Origin of the sequence: Paenibacillus durus ATCC 35681, assembly GCF_000993825.1 — a bacterium.
Classification (GTDB): Bacteria; Bacillota; Bacilli; order Paenibacillales; family Paenibacillaceae; genus Paenibacillus_AQ; species Paenibacillus_AQ durus_B.
The window spans coordinates 667,826-685,885 of record NZ_CP011114.1 but is presented as its reverse complement, the minus strand read 5'-3'; the positions used below and the strand labels follow the sequence as shown (position 1 = coordinate 685,885).

The following is an 18,060-nucleotide window of genomic DNA, read 5'->3' as shown; positions in this document are numbered from 1 at the left end:
GACTGCCTCTATGCAGCATATCGATCTGCATAGAGGCAGTCTGTTTTTTGGTATCTTTCGCTTTCCGAATAGCTTCAAACAGGAATACTTAATTTACCGGCTTGCAGATTTCACGGGAACCTGCGGCATCTGCTGCACTGAGACGCCTCCAGCGCTTGCGGTAGGCGGCTGTACAGGCGCCGGCGAGGCTGCCGGCGTCATCTCCGATGCCGGGCTATCCGGCTTGGCGCTCTCAGGCGCAGCGGGCGCTCCCGCCCCCGCATTGCCCGTCACTGCGGGTTCCACAGGCCACCGGAGAACCGCTTCGCGTCCGTCAATCCACCATTTTCCCGCTCCTGAAGCGATCCGCAGCCATGTGCCGAACCTGCCCGTCACTTTAACACTTCGCTGAGACACAAAGGCCACCTTCGGTGCAAAAGCATCCGGATATTTGCGCAGCGCGGTGTTTAGCTTGATATCGGCTTCCGCATCAATCTCTTCCACAATACCGAACTGTCCGGGAGCGGGATGAATCCACCTTGCGCCGCTTTCCGTCTGAATGCGGTACCAGTCGCCTTTTCGCGCAAGCGTTAACACCTCCTGCGGACCGATAACGAAAGAAGACGCGGCCGCTCCCGCCCCTGGATATACCGGCGTTTCTGTAAATAAACTCATTTTTTGATTAAGAATCTGAACACTCTGCCGCTTCAGCCAAAGTTTGTAAGCCTGCGAAGCCGTATACAATGGAACCTGCCTGTTCTCGGCCCATATATTCCCGAACGCGCTCAGCGGCAGGCTGCCCTCTCCCGCGTATTTTCCGATTTCTATGGTAAATCCCGGACGCCCGAACTGCTGAATGAACCAGTCCTTATAGCCTCCTCCCGAGGGATTTTTTTCCGGCCGGACAAGATCGTACCCAGTTAACCGCGCCAGCGAGGAGGCAATCTCCTTGTCGCGCGCCAGGTTTGCAGCAAGTGTATGATAATGCCAAAAAATAATTCCGCCGGAGCTATGGTAAGAAACCGTGATATCCGGATCGATTTTATAGGTAAAATCCATCATCATTTTCACTTCAGGCGCCTGAACGGGCTTTATCCCTCTGTAATTTTGATAGTTGGGGTAATTGATGGCATTTTTCATCGTACTCCAATTCGCCGGGTACTGGCGGTTCAGGTCGAGTCCCTGCATATTGGCCTTCCACCGTATAAAGTTGGCGCTGCCTCTGTTATAGCGGTTCAATAGTGCGGCTGCCTCTTTCGGCAAACCGGCGGTACCCTGCTGGGAAAGAGTTACCCCGTCCGGATTGACCATCGGTACGATCCAAATGCTGACATGGTCCAGTATCTCCCTGACATCATAGGGTCCGACCGGTTTGTCGAGATAGTAGCTTTTAGCGTATGTATCGATCATTTTCATCAGCAGCGTGGTCGTCATCCACTCCCGGGCGTGATGAGAACCGTTAAGGAACAGCACAGACTCCCCGCGGCCAAGCTTTACAGCCCATAATTCTCTTCCGTAAGCGGTCTTCCCCAAGGTCTGAACGGACACCAGGTCGGGATATGCGGCTGCCAGCTTGTCAATATCCCGCTTCATAATGGAATAGGAATAGACTTGTTTCGGATTTACAATATCGGCCTGAGCCTGGGCCTCAGCCCTGCCGGGCTGAAAGATAAATACAAATAGCAGTAAAATGTGGCATAGAATAATAGAATAACGGATTGACTTATACGACATTAGCTTCAGCGTTTCCAGCCCCTTAGATCGATGTATGAATCTATCATTATATTCATCGTCTCTGGGCTGCTATTTTTGAATATTTGAATACACCATCTTTGCCTTCACATCCAAAGAGCCATGGAAAACGATAGATCCTGTGGGACTCTTACCTTTATGAAAAAAAGAAAAGCCCCGCGTTTAAGCGGAGCTTCCACATGTTCACTCTGTAATTTACAAATTCGGGTAAGAGCAGCAGTAGTCGGTAACCGTGAAAACTTCCAGCGAAAATTTCGAATTGCCTGGCACATGGAAGGTTTCCGCGCCGTCAATCTCCTGCCACGCTTCCGAACCGGGCAGCAGCACCTTCAGCTTTCCGGACAAAATCTCCATTGTTTCCGGGCCGTCCGTGCCGAACTCGTACACGCCAGGAAGCATGATTCCAAGAGTGACCTTGAGGCCGTCCTCCAAAATCACCGTGCGGCTGGTTACTTTTCCATCATAGTAAACGTTGGCTTCTTTTTGAATGGTTGCATTGTTGAATTGACTCATCTCTTTTTCTTCCCCCTTGAATTCCCGATCATCCAAAGTATTATTCTACAGCAAAGCCTTCACGCGGTTAACGACATTTTCCACAGTGAAGCCATATTCTTTGATGACTGTGTCGCCAGGTGCGGAAGCGCCAAATGTTGTGATGCCGAGAATATCGCCTTGGTCGCCGACATAGCGTTCCCAACCGAAGGTTTGAGCCATTTCGATCGCAAGACGCGCTTTGACATCCGGCAGGATGACGGAGTCGCGGTATGCCTTGTCCTGCTTCTCGAACAGATCCCAGCTAGGAAGGCTGATTACGCGGACGTCAATGCCTACTTCGGCCAGAGCCGCTTGGGCTTTAACAGCCAGCTGCACCTCGGAACCTGTAGCGATGATTTGCGCCTGAGGCTTGCTGTTCTTGGCATCGGAGATGACATAGCCGCCGCGTTTGATGTTCTCGCGGACACCTTCTACCGTACCGGACAGAATCGGCAGGTTCTGGCGGGTAAGTACCAGTGCTACCGGATTTTCCTTATTCTCCAACGCATAGGCCCATGCAGCGGACGTTTCGTTCGCATCGGCCGGACGGATAACGGTAAGCCCCGGAATAATGCGCAGGGATGCTAATTGCTCAATCGGCTCATGCGTAGGTCCGTCTTCGCCGACGGCGATACTGTCATGAGTCAGCACGTAAGTAACCGGCAGCTTCATAATGGAAGCCAAGCGGACCGCTGGACGCAGATAATCCGTAAATACGAAGAATGTGCCGCCGAATACCTTGAGTCCGGTATGCAGCGCAATGCCGTTCATGGCTGCCGCCATACCGAATTCACGGACGCCAAAATAAATATTACGGCCGTCGTACGACTCCGGCGTGAAGGAAGCCAGTCCGTTGAGGTGGGTCATTGTCGAGCTCTCCAGGTCAGCGGAACCGCCAAACAGTTGAGGCACGCCCGCAGCCAGACCGTTCAGGGCATTACCGGAAGCCACACGAGTGGATACGGCTTTGTCTTCCGTTTTGTATAGCGGCAGCTTGGCGTCCCATCCTTCCGGAAGATCGCCGCTCAGCACCGTTTCAAGCTGTGCAGCCAGTTCCGGATAAGCCTTCTTGTACGCGGCGAATTTCTCTTCCCAGGCCTTGTTTGCGGCAACGCCTTTTTCCTTCACTTCGGCAAAAAGGGTGCGGACTTCTTCCGGTACATAGAAATCCTCTTCATATACCCATTTGTAGAACTCTTTGGTCAGCTTCGCTTCTTCGGCGCCAAGCGGAGAGCCGTGCGTACCGCCGTGTCCGCCTTTACCCTGCTTGTTCGGGCTGCCGTAACCGATCACGGTCTTCACTTCAATAAGCGTAGGCTTGTCTGTGACTGCTTGTGCTTCCTCAATCGCCTTGCCGATTGCCGGAAGATCGTTGCCGTCCTCCACGCGCAGCACATTCCAGCCATAAGCCTCAAAACGCTTGGCAACATTTTCGGAGAATGCGAGGTTCAGCTCGCCGTCAAGCGAAATGTCGTTCGAATCGTACAGCACAATCAATTTGCCAAGCTTAAGATGACCTGCAAGCGAAGCGGCTTCTGAGGAAATCCCTTCCATCAAGTCGCCGTCGCCGCAAATCGCGTAAGTATAGTGGTCGATTACATTATACTGATCTTTATTGTACGTAGCGGAGAGCTGCGCTTCCGCGATCGCCATTCCGACCGCCATCGCGATGCCTTGTCCAAGCGGACCCGTCGTAGCGTCGACACCTGCCGTATGGCCGAATTCCGGATGACCGGGAGTGAGGCTTCCCCATTGACGGAACTGCTTCAGCTCTTCCATCGGAAGATCGTAACCACTGAGATGCAGCAGGCTGTACAGCAGCATGGAGCCATGGCCGGCTGATAAGACGAACCGGTCGCGGTTGGCCCACGTCGGATGCTCCGGGTTGTGATTCATCGTCTTCGCGAAGAGCTGATAGCCCATCGGAGCGGAACCCATCGGCATACCGGGATGGCCGGATTTCGCTTTTTCAATCGCGTCAATGGCCAGTGTACGAATCGTCGTAATCGCCAGGTTGTCGACTGCCGAGTTTTCATCCTTGTGGATCGCTTGCTCTTTTGCCTGTTGTTCAGTCATTCAAATTGTCCTCCTCTATAAAGCTCAAGAATGTCATTTTGACTATTATTGTATCACTAATGTGGAAGCATTTCCAATTGTTTTTGCCTGCCGGACGCCCCAACCTTTAAGTTTCGCAACTTGGTTTCTTTTTTATACGGTGACCGGTGCAGGCTGGTACAGATCATGAGGAGTACGCTACTTGACCCGGTGGCTGCGGAAATATTGGCTCCAATTCTCCGAGATGATAACCGTTACTTTATCGATCTTCGTGTTGTATTCGTTCTTGGCCGTAAAGGTGAAGGTCACAGGCCCGTTCGGCAAATGTTCAAAAGAAGGATCATAGAGTTCCCCGGTCCAAAAGGTCTTGTCGCTATCCGAAGGACTAAGCTGCGCCATAAATCCGCCGTCCATCGTTACGTCAATCGTATCCGGCAGCCCGGTAGCGTCCGCCTGAAGCACGAATTTCTCCCCTGCCCAAAATATATTATAACCACGCGGCTGCTCTGTGTCTCCCGATATCTTTAAATTGTAGCTCTGACGGTTGGCATTCCACTCCGTGGTGTGTTTCACGCCGCCTTTTACGCTCAGCAGGTTGACCATAAAATATTTGCGTGGTGAGGCCGCGCTCCAATCAAAGCCGTCGAAAACCTCGATCTCTACAGCATACTTATGGTTCTCCACTAAAGCGCCTGCCGGAACGGTCCACTGCTGCTGACTGGACGCTTGATCCCCGGACTGAACAACGATACTGCCAGTTGTCGCATCAAGTATACGTACCCGGAACCGCTGCTGCTCATCGCCGTCATCATCGGTATAGCTCCATTTCATAATCGGCGTCATCGTGCTGGTGATGGTCGGCTTGGCAGCCGTGTCGCTGGTCGGAAAGGTGAGATTCACCACGGGAAGCCGATTTTTTACGATGAATGCATGAGAGACTTCCCGCCATAAGCCCAGCGAGTCGGTCACCACCTGGCGGATCGTAAACGTGTCGTTGGTTGTGAATTGTTTTGTAAAGCTTTCGGATGTGCTGATTAAGCCTTCGGTTCCTCCGCTCGGTTTCAGGTAATATTTATAGGTTAGGCTGTCACCCTTCGCCTCGTCATCGTCATGAGCAGTGCCAGTAATCTGTAAGACATCGGTCCGAAAAATCGGCGTTTGGGTTGCATCCTTTCCGGTGTCTGTAGTTAAAGAGAAGCCCGGAACCGGAGGATTGTCGATAATGAACGCTTTCTCGTTGGAGATTTCCGACCAGCTGTTCTTGGAATACGCACGTCCATATACGGAGAACAGTTCAAACCGTTCAAATGTTAGGTTAGGCACTTGATACTTCCGAAGCAGGCCGGTGCTATCCGAATTTTCTACCGTTTTGGTAAGCAGGCTGTCTTTCGTAAAGAACTCCAGACGGTATTTTTCCTGCGGGTCATTCTCCGGATCGGCGTATGTCCACTGGATTAATGGATCTCCTTGCTTTTCAGCATCAAGCACAGTCGGATTGCCTACAGTACCGAGAGGAGATGTCAACGTCATAAAAGGAGCCAAATTCTGCGCAGCATTTACTTTCAGCGAGACGACATTGGACTTGTCGCCGATCTGGTCCACGACCCAATGCTCCAACGTATACACGCCCGGTTCAGGGAAATCGATCTCTATGTTTGGCGTACGATAAATGGTTGTCTGCCCGTCGCTATCCGTGACTTTCCAATAATACTGCAGGCTGGCCGCATCTGAAGGATCTCCATCCTCATCACTAGATGTGTACTGCTTCGTATCATATTGGAACACGGAATCCGGACCTACGATTGCCGCTGTTGGAATATGATTTTTCACGGTGAACAAGCGTGTGGCGTTTGAACTCAGCGAACCGTCAGATGCCGTAAGACGCATTTCCCATCCCTCCGAAATGGCCTGCTGTAGAGAAATGCCGTTGTTTGCGATAAGATCGCGAATCGTCAGAACCTGGTTGCGGTTGCTGCCAGCATAATAATAGGGACTGTTATTAATCCTTGCGTTCCAGGAATAGGATAGGTTATCTCCGTCTTCGTCCGGATCGGGAGTCATGTTTTCCATCGTAATGACCGTATCCCGGTACACTTCAGGCGGCATATAAAATGCGGCTGCCGGTGGATGATTCATTACCTGTACGGACTGACTGTACGTTTCCGACCATAGGCCGCGGTTGTCATGCACCTGCAAATTAATCTGATAATTGCCGATCCCGAATGCTGCGATATTAGGCGGCGTAGTCGGCCCTCCCCAATGCGACCACACCGTATTCCAGCCATCCTTGACCACTGACCAGCTATAAATATCCAGAGGATCATTATCCGGATCAAAGGACTTGTCCGTAATGGTGGTGGCCTTGCGGTAAGAGACGATATTCGGATTTACGGTGAATACCGCAACCGGCGGGAGGTTGCTTCCACTGCCAACCGTCCGCAGGCACCAATCGCTCCATACGCCCACTCCATTTTCCCCGTCCATGTCACGTACTCTTAGGCGAATGTCATATTGCTCGACTGTCGGCAATTGAGCAGGCGGCTGACCGTCCGTCCACGTTTCAGCTTCGGTTTTTTTGTACTGCCATTGCCAGTCGATCAAGCCTTTACTGGATGCCGTGATATGATCTAGATCGTATGAGCTGTCCGTTAATTGAAGGCTCCCGTCCACAAGCTTTGCTGCAAATAGCGCAACCGGTTTACGGTGGACATGATACGTCATGGAAGATAGATTGTCCCGGCTCCATAGCCGGTAGTTATCGAACCTGTCATCGTTTTTGGGATTGTCCTTGGCCTGAAAAGTAGCGGTGTACACTCCGGTGTAAGGAAAAGAATTATATTTTGTCGAACGCCACAGCCCGCTATCTGAAATGATCCCCATTGAATTATCAAAAAAGTTCGGATCATGGTCGTACCTGTACCGTTCCTGATGCTTGGGATCGCCTTCGTAATCTTTGTAGCTGGTACCGATATCAACCGGCGTATTGATTAAAATGAAGGATTTGTTCCTGAGCCTATAGGAGACATTCACGGTCATCGTTTTTTCGTCCTTATAATTATACGGATCGACAACTTTGACAATTATCGTATGATGACCGGGTGGAATACTGTCACCTAAAACATCGATGGGAATGGAGAACGGTTTATTGATTAGAGCTTGGGGAATAGTCACCTTCTTATAAAATACATTGGGGATCTCCGCACTGACGACCAGATCATTGTTGTCAACATCGCGGACATATCCTTCAATGTTCATTCCGCTGAAGCCCGGCTCATTTAAAAGCTGCTGCTCGCTTGGGGTCGTGATGGTGAGCGATGGGGCCGAATTAATAATGAGTGGCTTGGTCACATCAAACATGACTAGGTTGCTCCACCCATTCAATGCATTTCCCGGCTCTGATTGTATATCGCGGGCCGTAAAATAAATACCAACCTGACTAGGAACATCATAATTCCATTCTAGATACGAATCCCCGTCAGGAGGGCGGGATACATCAAATGACATCGTGTGGGCCGTCCCAGCACCTGGATACTCAATTGTTTGCCAAGCCGTATACCTCCCCTTCATCCCGGTATTAGCACTTTGGAGCCATGTGGCAATAGTAACATATCTATTTCGTTCCATGTTTTCCCACCAATATACGTGAGAGTCTGTTTTTAGGATGAATGGACCATCGGGTACAATATCATATTCCAAATGTTTATTAATTAAATTGAACCGAACATTTTTTAGCGTTAAACCAGGCATCTCTAAAGTTAAAGCACCAATATTCCCCATGCTCGGGTCATAAGGACTTATTCGAGTAAATGGATCAATGCGTATATCCACAAAATTAATCACATTTGGATTACTGCTTGCAGCCTTTACCTGAACATTCCCCGAAAAAACTTCGGGGAATGTAAGAAGCAATAGCACAACGGCCATAAACGTTGAGACGGATTTTTTTAACCTCTGCATCATTGTTTCCTTTCTATCGTGACCAATCCACATCCGGCGCCTGATTTTTCACCTTGAAGATCCGTTCGATTACATTTTGGGTACTCTCTGAACTTATGGATTGCCGATCCGCTTGAGTCACAAACTCTTCAATGGTGGGCTGCCCAAACTCTTCAAATACCGTTAATCGTACTTCGTACTGGCCGACTTCCTGCACCTTGAGATTCAGACGATCTAAGTTTTCATTATTAAAAATCACCCAGTGTTCATCGGTAAAGGTTCCGTTATTGTTGGAATCATACCGATATTCCCAAAGTCTACGCGCAACAATATCCTTATCCGGGGAAAAGGACATGTCATCGATTGAAATGGTGGCTTGGTTCCCGTCTTCCGGATTACGGTATACCGAACCTGGAAGGGTGAAGTAAGCAAATGGCTTTTCATCGGGCACAATTTCAAACGTCGTTTCGTTGCTCGCGGAAAGCCCCAAGGTATTCTCCACGTAGATCGTTGCTTTATATTGTCCAGGCTTTTTAAACAGAGCTTCTTTACTGAATACCCCATTTAAAGATCCGCTGTATTTAATGTCCGCGTCCGTCCCGCCTGAGATAGCGGTGATGGTGATTTTGGTTTTGGAGGCGACTAGCGGGTAATGTTTAGGACTGCTGCTGTAGCTTTGTATAATCACCTTCCGGTTTTGCTTCAATGTGCCTTCGGCACGGATCAACGCGTCCGGCTTGGGTTCAATAACGGTGATTTCCTTGCTCGTGCTTCCGGTCATCATTTCATCATCCACGACAGTCAAAGCAATCGTTTGTTCACCCAAATGGTCTTTATCGTACCAAATGGTTCCTCGTGGCTTATCTATGAGTTCTCCTTCAGCACCCGGAGCATCCCAGTAGTAGCTTTTAATGAAACCATCCGGATCATAAGAGCCTGCGCCGCTGGCTTCAAACTCTTGTCCAGCTTTTACCTTGCTTGGCGCGTTGATAAGAGCTATAGGCGGCTTCATCTCACGCGGAGGATCTGGGGGTGACGATGGGCCGGGAAAGCCGCTGCCCGGTGGATTGGGCGTTGTATATACGCCTGCTCTGGCCGAGAAGGATTCCTTCAAGGAGGTAATTGTTCCCGTCTTGGTCACCACTGGTTTCTTAAACCGCACGACTACGCTCAGGTCATAGTCCTGACTAAAGCTGCTCCCTGTCACCTTTACCTTGGGAATTTCAAAACTAAATGATTCGTTTGCGGTTAGGGTCTTGGTATACATTTTTTTAGTTTTAAGCGAGCTTTCATTGTTCTTCTCTTTAACATAAAATACCCATTCTCCGATGTTAGAGGAATCGTTATATGCCAGAAGCTCACCTTTTACGGTGATCTTGACTGGCACATTCTTGTTCTCGAACTTCGCTGGATTTGGATTCGGCTGTTCAAGGATGGCGGAACCGGTCAACGTGACTTCATCCGGTAATCCGTAGTCAAAGGTGACGGTTCCGCCATAGCTATAGGTAGTGACTCTGGCTTTGGCTTCGTAGTAATAGATAATATTAGCGAAGTATTGTCGTCCTTCCGCTTTCCCGCTTAATCCATCGTCCGGTTCACTCTTCCAAGGTGTACTGTTAGGAATATAGTAATTTATAATAATTCTTCCGTTTTTTATAGTGGGTTTTTTGTAAACATAATCACTCCATTGAAATAAAACTGGTGTAATCGAAGATGAAATGATATCCGCTGAGTCAATAACTTCAGTCTTTGAGCCGTTGTACCATTTAAGATACGTCTGATCCTGTAATGGTCCAGCCGTGACTACCGTCCTGGGCGGGTTCTGTGAGGGATAGCCATCAGTTGCATTAACATCTTTTGTCTTCATTCGATCATTATTCTCATCATATTCATTGATTTGCCATCGTCTTCCGTCAGAATAAAGCCAAATTGAATTGTAGATATTGGTGATATACATCTGTTCGTAAGAAGCTCTGTAGCCTTGTACTTTATCGAGTAGTTTAGAATTTTGCGTACCTTTTAAGGTGATTTTTATCTTTCCATTTTCAATAGAAATATTGCCTATTTTTTCATTGGTCCCATTATATTTAAGCGTATTAGCAGCTATAGAAGAACTTGTAACTCCACTAGGCAGGTCTAAGTAGAAGGTTTTGGCACTATTATCAGATCCCACTAGCCCTGTTGTAATCGGAATAGCTACAGAACCAGATTTAGAATTTGCCGCCCTAACATATTCAGACTGAGAGAAACTTGTCGCCAGAAAAATGATAGCTAATAAAAGATATTTTAGTTTTCTCATATCATTCCCTTACAGGTCTTCCACAACATATTTTTCAGCGAATTGACCATCATAGAACAAGCGAATAACGAAGTATTGAAAATCTTTTGCATACATAAAAGCTTGGTAGGTTGTCAACTGTTGTCCAGGTTTCAATTCCATCCAATTAAGAGCCGATTGATCATTCGTTTTTTCCATACGCGAAAAGTTCCTTACAGGATCAAGACTATATAACCCTCTAAAACTAAGGGTCCACTTCTCACCACTAATATTATCTACCGTCTTTTTGCTATTGTTTTTTACAGTGATTTTGGTCCAAACAAAATATTTCGGATTTGCAACTAGCCCAGACTGAGAACCATATTTATAGGTTTTCCGCAAAGTAACTGCTTCTTTAGAGTTAATATCATAGATCATGATCTTCTCCAGCGTATAACTCAGCCCCCCGGCCGTTACGGTGACGGGCAGCTCTACATCCTTTTTCAAGCCATACTTAAACAGATTATCCGTCATCACTGGAGCCGTTGCCTTAGCCGTAACTGTCGTTGCCACACGCGGTGCTGCTGTGTCCACAGCTTTAGCCGAAGCTCCCCCAACGGAAAACATTTGCGTGAGCAGCAGCGCAACTGTACTTACATTCAGAATCGTTTTTTTCATCATTGATCTCTCCCTAAAATAATATTTGTGTGATTTATCGGCAAAGACTCTCTGCACCTAGCAGAGGGAAAGCTCCTTGCCGATAAACTGAAGGGCAATGAGCGGCGGCCCGGAACCGGAAATTCCAGCAGACCCAAACCGCGCCACTGTCCTTCAAAATGGCGTCCTCGAATCCAGACTGCTACTTGTTATACTTGTACTCCTGAATCGCCGGCACCTGGATGTCTGCCTGATTTTTGGCTCTTGCGATCAGCACCGGATGCTTAGTTTTTATAACGGCAATTACAGAGGGTCCTTGTATATACTTCGTAATTCCGTAACGGCTGTCTTCATAGAGGAATGGGAAGGTAACACCCGAGGATTCATCGATCACCTTGAACTCGACGACTTCCACTTTGGAACGAAGGCGGCTACCGGTACGGGGAGTGAGGCTGTCATCCAGTCCGAGATTGGCTTCCAGCGTTTCCTTAAAACTTGCTTCCGCCGCGTCCTGATCGATAATCAACCGTCCTTCCGCACGTTCCGACTCGTCCATTTCCTGGGCGGCATCGTGGACAGCCATGTTGTTCGCGTGTTTGAGCAGTTCCCGCTCAATGTCCCATTCCTGATTCTGCGCCTGAAAAAACCAGCCATAAATAAAGATCAGCAGTACAAAGGCAAGCTTGATAACGTAATCCATAATGTCACCTTAATCGAGATATTCGCTCATAATAGAACCATGGCCGTAATAATACGAAGGCTGCGTCCCGCCGGAAAAGTTATACGGAAACATGGAAATCCGCGGAGCTTTGACATACACATCAAGTCTCTTTTCTCTCTCTTGAACCGTCTCTGAGCTGCTCGTAATTTCAATGGACGAATCCGAAAATCCCAAAGCCTTCAGATTGCTCACGACTTCGCTTCGCATACCAGCGGTTACCATTCCTTCGGTTGCAGCCTTTTGTGTAAGGTAAGAGGTGTTGGCCTTGACCTGCAAATCCAGCAAATAATCGATGTAGGTAAAGATCGGCTGCAAAATAATAAACAAGACCAGCCACATAAACAAAGCCCGAAGAACAGTCGCCTTCATAGTCTAAATGCGTGCTCCTTTCAAACGCCGTAAGATCGGCAGGACCAAAAATTCGGCTAGTACTGCTCAACCTGCTTCGTATGAGCGATAATGTCATCCTGGCTGCTGCCGATCATCCCAGTGGCGGACGTGATGAAGATTCCGGCAATAATAAATCCGATGGCGAGAAACAAGGCAACCGAGATCGAATCTTTTTTCATCGGCTGTTAGGCTCCTAGACTGAACGGTGCGTCAGACGTCGGATCGGCAGAGTTAAGCGGCTGCGTCATACTGACCGCCGGTACGGTCGGACGGTTATCGTCGGCATCATCTATAACATCTCTTACGACTGGAATCAGAACGGCGATCACGATAGCGACACACAGAAACCCGATTGCGATAAACAGCCCCGCAGAAATAGCATCTTTTTTCATTGTTAATATCTCCCTTTTCATTTTATTTTTTTATATGCTGATTGAATATGACAAATATTTATTGAAACAGGCCAAGATCATTAAAATTCCCCTTGATCAGCATAATGTACTGCATGGCTAATGTTACGATCATCAAAAAGGTGGCAATCGACGGAATCACGTTAATAATCGAGGAAATGTCCCCAATTAGAGACCACTTGCGCAGGTATTGGTCGCTGGATATTTTAGCAATCATTTTCCCCTGCTCCCGCAAATAGGCGACGGCCTCCGTATCATCATCCATACCCTCCGTAGCCAGCAGAATGGACCTGATATCGCCGATAAAAGCATGTCCCTCCGGAAACCGGTCGCAGAACCATTCGATTGCCCGCTCCGGCCCCTCATCGACCACCCGTTCCGACAGCTCGTACAAATCATGACGGATGTGGACAAAATGTCCGGCAGCCCCGGCGCAGAAAGCGCCAAACTGCACGTATCCCCGCCTGCGAAGCCTGTTGTTCTCATACAGCCGGAGAAACGAGATCAGTTCGCCATCCTTTTGAACGACAGATCTCTGATGCAGCCAGGAGAGCAGCCAGCCGAACGGAAGGTAGCGGGCAGGACTCGTAACACCGATAATCAATGCGGCGATCAGCAAATCATATGCGCTAAACGGCAAGCCGCGGATATAATCGCCGAGCACTTTTACAAGCAGATAGAGAAAGACCGCCAAATAACGAAACAGCGTGACTTTCCGCGCAGATACAGTCAGGCCGCTGGCATAAAGAAGCTGCTGAAGCCTGCTATTTTCCAGACGTTCACCGAATCCTTGCCACCTCTGCTGCAGACGCAGCATATACCGCTCCCTTTTTCCCGTGCTGCTGACGAACACAAGTAAAGCGAGATAGACGATTCCGATTACGGCGGTTAGTACAAATAATCTGTCCATACGTATCTCCTCAGTGATAATCGAGTTTCGGCTTGGCCAGTACGCTGCTGATCACAAAGGACAGAAACAGACCTGAGACAATCACCATCAGAAAAGTCAAACCGGCTTTGGTCTGAAACTGCAGACGAAAATAGACGCCAGGCTTCAGCATATACATGAAAGTCCCGATGGAAAAGAACAGCACAACCAGATTGCCATATAGCCCCAGACTGATCGCATCCCGGCTGTTCGCCTTGACGGTCAGAATCGTTTCCCGCTGCTGCTCCATAGAGCGGTTAAGCATCAGCAGCGAATTTTTCAGATAAAAGCTCCCCTCCTTCTCGCAGTACAGCAGATCCGAGACGAATTCGACGGCAAAAGTGGTGCCAACCGCTTGGGCAAAACGCTGCGCCTCCTCAAAAAGCTCATGCTCATTACTGTAATTGGCGAAGGAGGAAGCCAGTATCTTTAACGGCGTCACAAGTACATTGTCTTCGTCCAAAAAATCGGCGGTTTTGCCCAGCAGCGCGTCGACAGGCAGGTGCGTAAACTTCGCGGCGATCTTCACCACATCCAGTAGATGGTAACTTCCTTTCACCTTGTTATGCGCACAGACATACCGCAGCCGCAGGTAGGGCAGCATCCCGGCGAGGACCGCCAAAAACAGAGGCAGCCGCCACCAATCCTGCAAAGGACGGCCGCTGTCAAACGACACTCCCTCCAAAAAAGGATTATGAAAGGCCAAATGTCCAGGAAGCTCGCGGAGCGTCAACAGACCGGACAAGAATACGGCAGCGGCCAAAATACCGGATTGCAGCATGAACCGCAGCACAGTGATTCCCGGCTCATAGTTTCGCTTGGTGAAGTAGAGCAGGTTGTCCAAATGTCCGTAAAACGGCAGTTTTTTAGGGAGTCCACCTGCCTTTTGTCCGAGAAGCTTCCTTCTGCGAAGGAGCAGGTGAGTTATTGGGGCCGAAAAATACCGTATGCCCTGTTCCGTGAGCGGTCTAATGAGCAGCCAAATCCCCCAGACGATCAGCAGATGCAGCACAAAGCGCAGCAGATAAAATATTCCATTCACTGTCATCACCGCCTTATTCGTTCAGCACGATTCTGGACTTCAGACTTTCCTTCAGCGGTCCGGACATCGGCTTCTCCTCGGCCAATCGCACTAAAATCTCTAATAGCGCCTGCGCCGCCTCCGCATTTTTCTTCCGCATTTTTAGAGCAAGCCCTTCGGTGATTTCCGCATTATAGGTCCAATCTCCGCTCTCCTCCTCCCAGCGCATGAGATCATTTGCAAACACCGAGCTATGGGCTTCGTCATAGAACACTTCGGATATGCGCGACAGCCGCTTTTTCCCTTCTCCTACACTTTCCAAAATAAACACAAGCTCGCAGGCCTTCAGCGCGGAAACAAGGTGCCCCTTCATACTTCCGCCAATCCGGGTCGAGACGGCAAAAGCGCCCTGATAAGGGACATCCTCCGAATCAACGGTGTGAAAGGTCCCTGTTATGCCGTCGTACCCCTTTTCCCCGCTCCACAGGTAAAATTCCCATTCGTTGTACCGCATCTCTGTCATATAAAGCAGGTTGGGATCATGCCGCAGCGACTCTACGCCTACTTCCATCAGCTCTTCATTAGCGGCCTGGATGGGAATAATCCGGTGCCCTTTAATTTGGTAAGGCAGCGTCGATTCCGGGTGCTTCTCGATCATGACGACGCCCATGCAGGAGGCGGAACCGAGCAGCTGCTCGCCGACAATCGTATTGGCAAAGGTCGTTTTGCCCGAGCCGACCGCGCCGGCAATAATCGTATTGCGGAAAGTCATCGCCAGCGCCCGGATCATCGGTACGGCCTCCGCCGGAATGCACTCCGTACCCGCCTGATCGTCCAGATCGAGAAATTCAACCACCTGCCGCCGCATGGAAATCGTCGTAAAGCCCTCCCACACCCGGGGAGAAACCCAAATAGCGAGCCGGATAAATCGGCCGGGCCAGAGCGGATCATCCATTTTGAACTCGGCGGACGGATTATCCTTATTCAGCTTCTTGTTCGGATCACTCTTTAGCAGCGAACGCTTCAACTGCTCGACCCGGTCCAGCGACGGCATCTCATACGGATAAGGAACAAATTTGCCTTTCACATTGTAAAAAATTTGCCGCCCGATGATCTGCAAACCCGTCGATTCGCTGTACGCCCGATCCGTAAACCAGCGGTAGGCCGGGCCAAATCCTTTCCATTCGTGAAAAAGCGCTTCGGCCGCCGTGTCATAGGCTTCGGGAACGCTGCCGGTGAAAGGCGTCTTGCGCAGGTACTTTTCAATCTCATTCATGAAAAAGCTGACCGCCTGCGGATCACCCGTCAGCGCCTTGGCGTTAAGCTCAAAATACGCTTCGTCCTCCCGCTCCAGACCCGCGTTCATCTCTCTTTTCATTTTTTGCAGGAAGGAAGGGAAGTCTTCCTTTCCCGGCCTGCTGCCGCGAAGTACGCTTTGTTTAAGCGAAAAAGGAGACCTTGCTGCCGGATAGGCAGCTTCAGCACGTCGTGTAGCCTCCAGACTGCTCATAGGAACATCCCTTTCTTCTTGATCTCGGGCTCAAAGCCGAACACGGAGAGCAGCCCCCGGACTTTTTCGTCCGCCTGCGCCAGGTCCTTCTTGCCAAGCGGCAGAGTGGCTGAGATTTGCGGATAATAAGGAATATTCAGAAAGATTTCGGTGCCGAATCGGAGCGCCATACTCTTGGGAGAAACGTTCTCCTCCAGGCCGCTGCGGTTCAGAATGAGCTTGAAATCCTGCGGAGTGAGATCCATATGTCCCGCCAAATCCATAAGCGATTCGAGCCTATGTTCATGCTTCGCGTGAGTAACGAGCAGGCGCAGCGCGGACTTTCTCATTCCGGTGTACCACGCCGCGCTCTCCGGTACGGAGCCGAGATCGGCAATGACGATGTCGGCGTTGTCCGAGGCGCGGTCAAGCAAATATTCCATCTCGTTCTCCTGATAATCCTGGGCGCTCAAGTAATCGAAGTTGCCCGGCAAATAACGGTAACCGTCCTGCATAATCAATTGATCGAAATCCACGTCGTGGAGCCTGTTTCCCGTCAGCTTCGGGCGGAGCCGGTCCAGACTGATCGCTGCTTTACGGTCATAACCCGGGTCATATACATTCATCCCCAGCAAAATAACCCGGCGGCCCGCCGCCGCAATTCTTCCCGCCAGCAGCCCGGCCACGCTCGTACAGCCGATTCCCGGGCCGGACCCGAGCACCCCTACCACATTGCTGCGCTCATCTCCGTCTTCCTTCAGAATGAGTCTGATCTTTTCGATAATCGCCGAAGAAGTCGAGCGCGGCGGCAGAAAATACACGCCCAGCTCCTCGCAGGTCAGATGGATGCCGTGATACCCGCGAACCCCGTGCTCCATATAAAAGTAAAGGATGATCGTATCCGGGTATTTTTCGCGCAGTCCCCGCAGTTCGGAAACTCCGGCTTGTCCGCTTGCCGCTATCAGCATATGACCGGCCGTCTGCTGCGGATCAGGGAGTGAGGTTTGCATAACAACGGTGTAGCCAGCCTGCCGAATATCGTTAATCGTCAGCTGGTCCAAGCCAAGACTGAATATTTTCATAAATCTTTATTCCTCCTATTCCACCCGGACGATCCACAGCTTGCAGCCGCGCTCCAGGTACTGTTTCAGCAATTCGCCATCACTCTTTTTCAGCTTCAGTTCTGGAACGGCTACCTTGCCGGTTGAGGTCACCCGGTTGTTGTCATTGCCGAGCTCCGTGTCGCGAACGTCGTTGTTATCTTCCGTGCGGACGTAATTTACGGTTACTCCGGTTAGAAAAGCTTTCTCCGGCATAGCCGCTTGCTCGCCGCCCGGGCTTCCCTGGACAGAACCTGCCGCAATGTTGGAATTGCCCACAGTTTTCGCTTCCTCCTGCACAAGATAGATATCCACCTTGTCCCTGCTGCGGAGAGAACCGTTAATCGCATAGACAGCTTCCTTCGGCACTGGGAATATCCCCTCGTCCGCTCTGGGCTCCACATCGTTCAAATCAACCAGCCCTTCCGTCAAAATGCTGCCATCCGTCAGGCTGACGTTGGTGATTTTGCGCTCCGCCCGATTAATCTCCGTTACAGCTCCGGCAGGAACATCCTTCGTCTGTACGGAATCGAGATAAAGCTCGCCCGCCTGAAGTACGTGATTCTTGGGCAGGACCCCGCCCCCATCCACCTTAACTTTCACCACAGTTTGGGACAGCACATAGGGCTTGAAGTAAAGATCATATCCCAATAGACCGCCGAAACCGACAATCAAGATCAGAACAGCAAAAATATAATTGCGCTTCAATAAATGACCGCGCTGCGCCGACAAGTGGATTTCCCCCTTTATACGATTAATTTTTGCGCATAAAAAACCCACACTTTGGCATAGAGCGCCAATGTGTGGGTAAAATGCTTTTTTACCTGAATA

The 18,060-nt window shown here is 49.8% G+C and carries 15 protein-coding genes; all 15 read right to left on the bottom strand.

Going from position 1 to position 18,060, the window contains the following annotated elements; all coding sequences use genetic code 11:
* Window positions 1-93 precede the first annotated feature (93 nt).
* Window positions 94-1,713 (bottom strand): M14 family metallopeptidase, encoded by a 1,620-nt coding sequence (locus VK70_RS26960; protein WP_025696810.1) that lies wholly within the window; start codon window positions 1,711-1,713, stop codon window positions 94-96.
* A 213-nt stretch (window positions 1,714-1,926) separates the two neighbouring features.
* Window positions 1,927-2,244 carry a pyrimidine/purine nucleoside phosphorylase gene (gene ppnP, locus VK70_RS03075; protein ID WP_025691091.1) on the bottom strand — a complete coding sequence of 106 codons (318 nt, stop codon included), beginning with the start codon at window positions 2,242-2,244 and terminating at the stop codon, window positions 1,927-1,929.
* A gap of 45 nt (window positions 2,245-2,289) precedes the next feature.
* Window positions 2,290-4,341: a transketolase gene (gene tkt / locus VK70_RS03070; protein ID WP_046722775.1), complete on the bottom strand. Its 2,052-nt coding sequence runs from the start codon at window positions 4,339-4,341 to the stop codon at window positions 2,290-2,292.
* A 177-nt stretch (window positions 4,342-4,518) separates the two neighbouring features.
* A complete protein-coding gene (locus VK70_RS03065) occupies window positions 4,519-7,677 on the bottom strand; it encodes a glycoside hydrolase family 78 protein (protein WP_025695784.1) in 3,159 nt (1,052 codons plus the stop codon).
* Between the two features lie 613 nt (window positions 7,678-8,290).
* On the bottom strand, window positions 8,291-10,555 hold the full coding sequence (locus VK70_RS03060; RefSeq protein WP_046722773.1) for a hypothetical protein: 2,265 nt from the start codon (window positions 10,553-10,555) through the stop codon (window positions 8,291-8,293).
* 9 nt (window positions 10,556-10,564) lie between these two features.
* Entirely contained in the window at window positions 10,565-11,194 is a 630-nt protein-coding gene (locus VK70_RS03055; protein WP_144415170.1) for a hypothetical protein, read from the bottom strand.
* A 178-nt stretch (window positions 11,195-11,372) separates the two neighbouring features.
* Window positions 11,373-11,870, bottom strand: coding sequence for a hypothetical protein (locus tag VK70_RS03050; protein WP_025695781.1), 498 nt, complete (start codon window positions 11,868-11,870; stop codon window positions 11,373-11,375).
* Between the two features lie 9 nt (window positions 11,871-11,879).
* Window positions 11,880-12,260, bottom strand: a complete 381-nt coding sequence (locus VK70_RS03045) for a hypothetical protein (RefSeq protein ID WP_025695780.1) — start codon at window positions 12,258-12,260, stop codon at window positions 11,880-11,882.
* Between the two features lie 56 nt (window positions 12,261-12,316).
* Window positions 12,317-12,460 (bottom strand): hypothetical protein, encoded by a 144-nt coding sequence (locus VK70_RS28195; protein WP_155986912.1) that lies wholly within the window; start codon window positions 12,458-12,460, stop codon window positions 12,317-12,319.
* A 6-nt stretch (window positions 12,461-12,466) separates the two neighbouring features.
* Window positions 12,467-12,673, bottom strand: coding sequence for a hypothetical protein (locus tag VK70_RS03040; RefSeq protein ID WP_025695779.1), 207 nt, complete (start codon window positions 12,671-12,673; stop codon window positions 12,467-12,469).
* A 58-nt stretch (window positions 12,674-12,731) separates the two neighbouring features.
* On the bottom strand, window positions 12,732-13,601 hold the full coding sequence (locus VK70_RS03035) for a hypothetical protein (protein WP_025695778.1): 870 nt from the start codon (window positions 13,599-13,601) through the stop codon (window positions 12,732-12,734).
* A gap of 10 nt (window positions 13,602-13,611) precedes the next feature.
* Complete coding sequence (locus VK70_RS03030; RefSeq protein ID WP_025695777.1) at window positions 13,612-14,661, bottom strand: hypothetical protein; 1,050 nt, start codon at window positions 14,659-14,661, stop codon at window positions 13,612-13,614.
* A gap of 13 nt (window positions 14,662-14,674) precedes the next feature.
* Entirely contained in the window at window positions 14,675-16,150 is a 1,476-nt protein-coding gene (locus VK70_RS03025) for a P-loop NTPase family protein (protein ID WP_025695776.1), read from the bottom strand.
* Window positions 16,147-17,211: a CpaE/TadZ family protein gene (locus VK70_RS03020; RefSeq protein WP_025695775.1), complete on the bottom strand. Its 1,065-nt coding sequence runs from the start codon at window positions 17,209-17,211 to the stop codon at window positions 16,147-16,149. The genes VK70_RS03025 and VK70_RS03020 overlap by 4 nt, the downstream gene beginning before the upstream one ends.
* A gap of 15 nt (window positions 17,212-17,226) precedes the next feature.
* Window positions 17,227-17,961 carry a CpaB family protein gene (locus VK70_RS03015; protein ID WP_025695774.1) on the bottom strand — a complete coding sequence of 245 codons (735 nt, stop codon included), beginning with the start codon at window positions 17,959-17,961 and terminating at the stop codon, window positions 17,227-17,229.
* Window positions 17,962-18,060 lie beyond the last annotated feature (99 nt).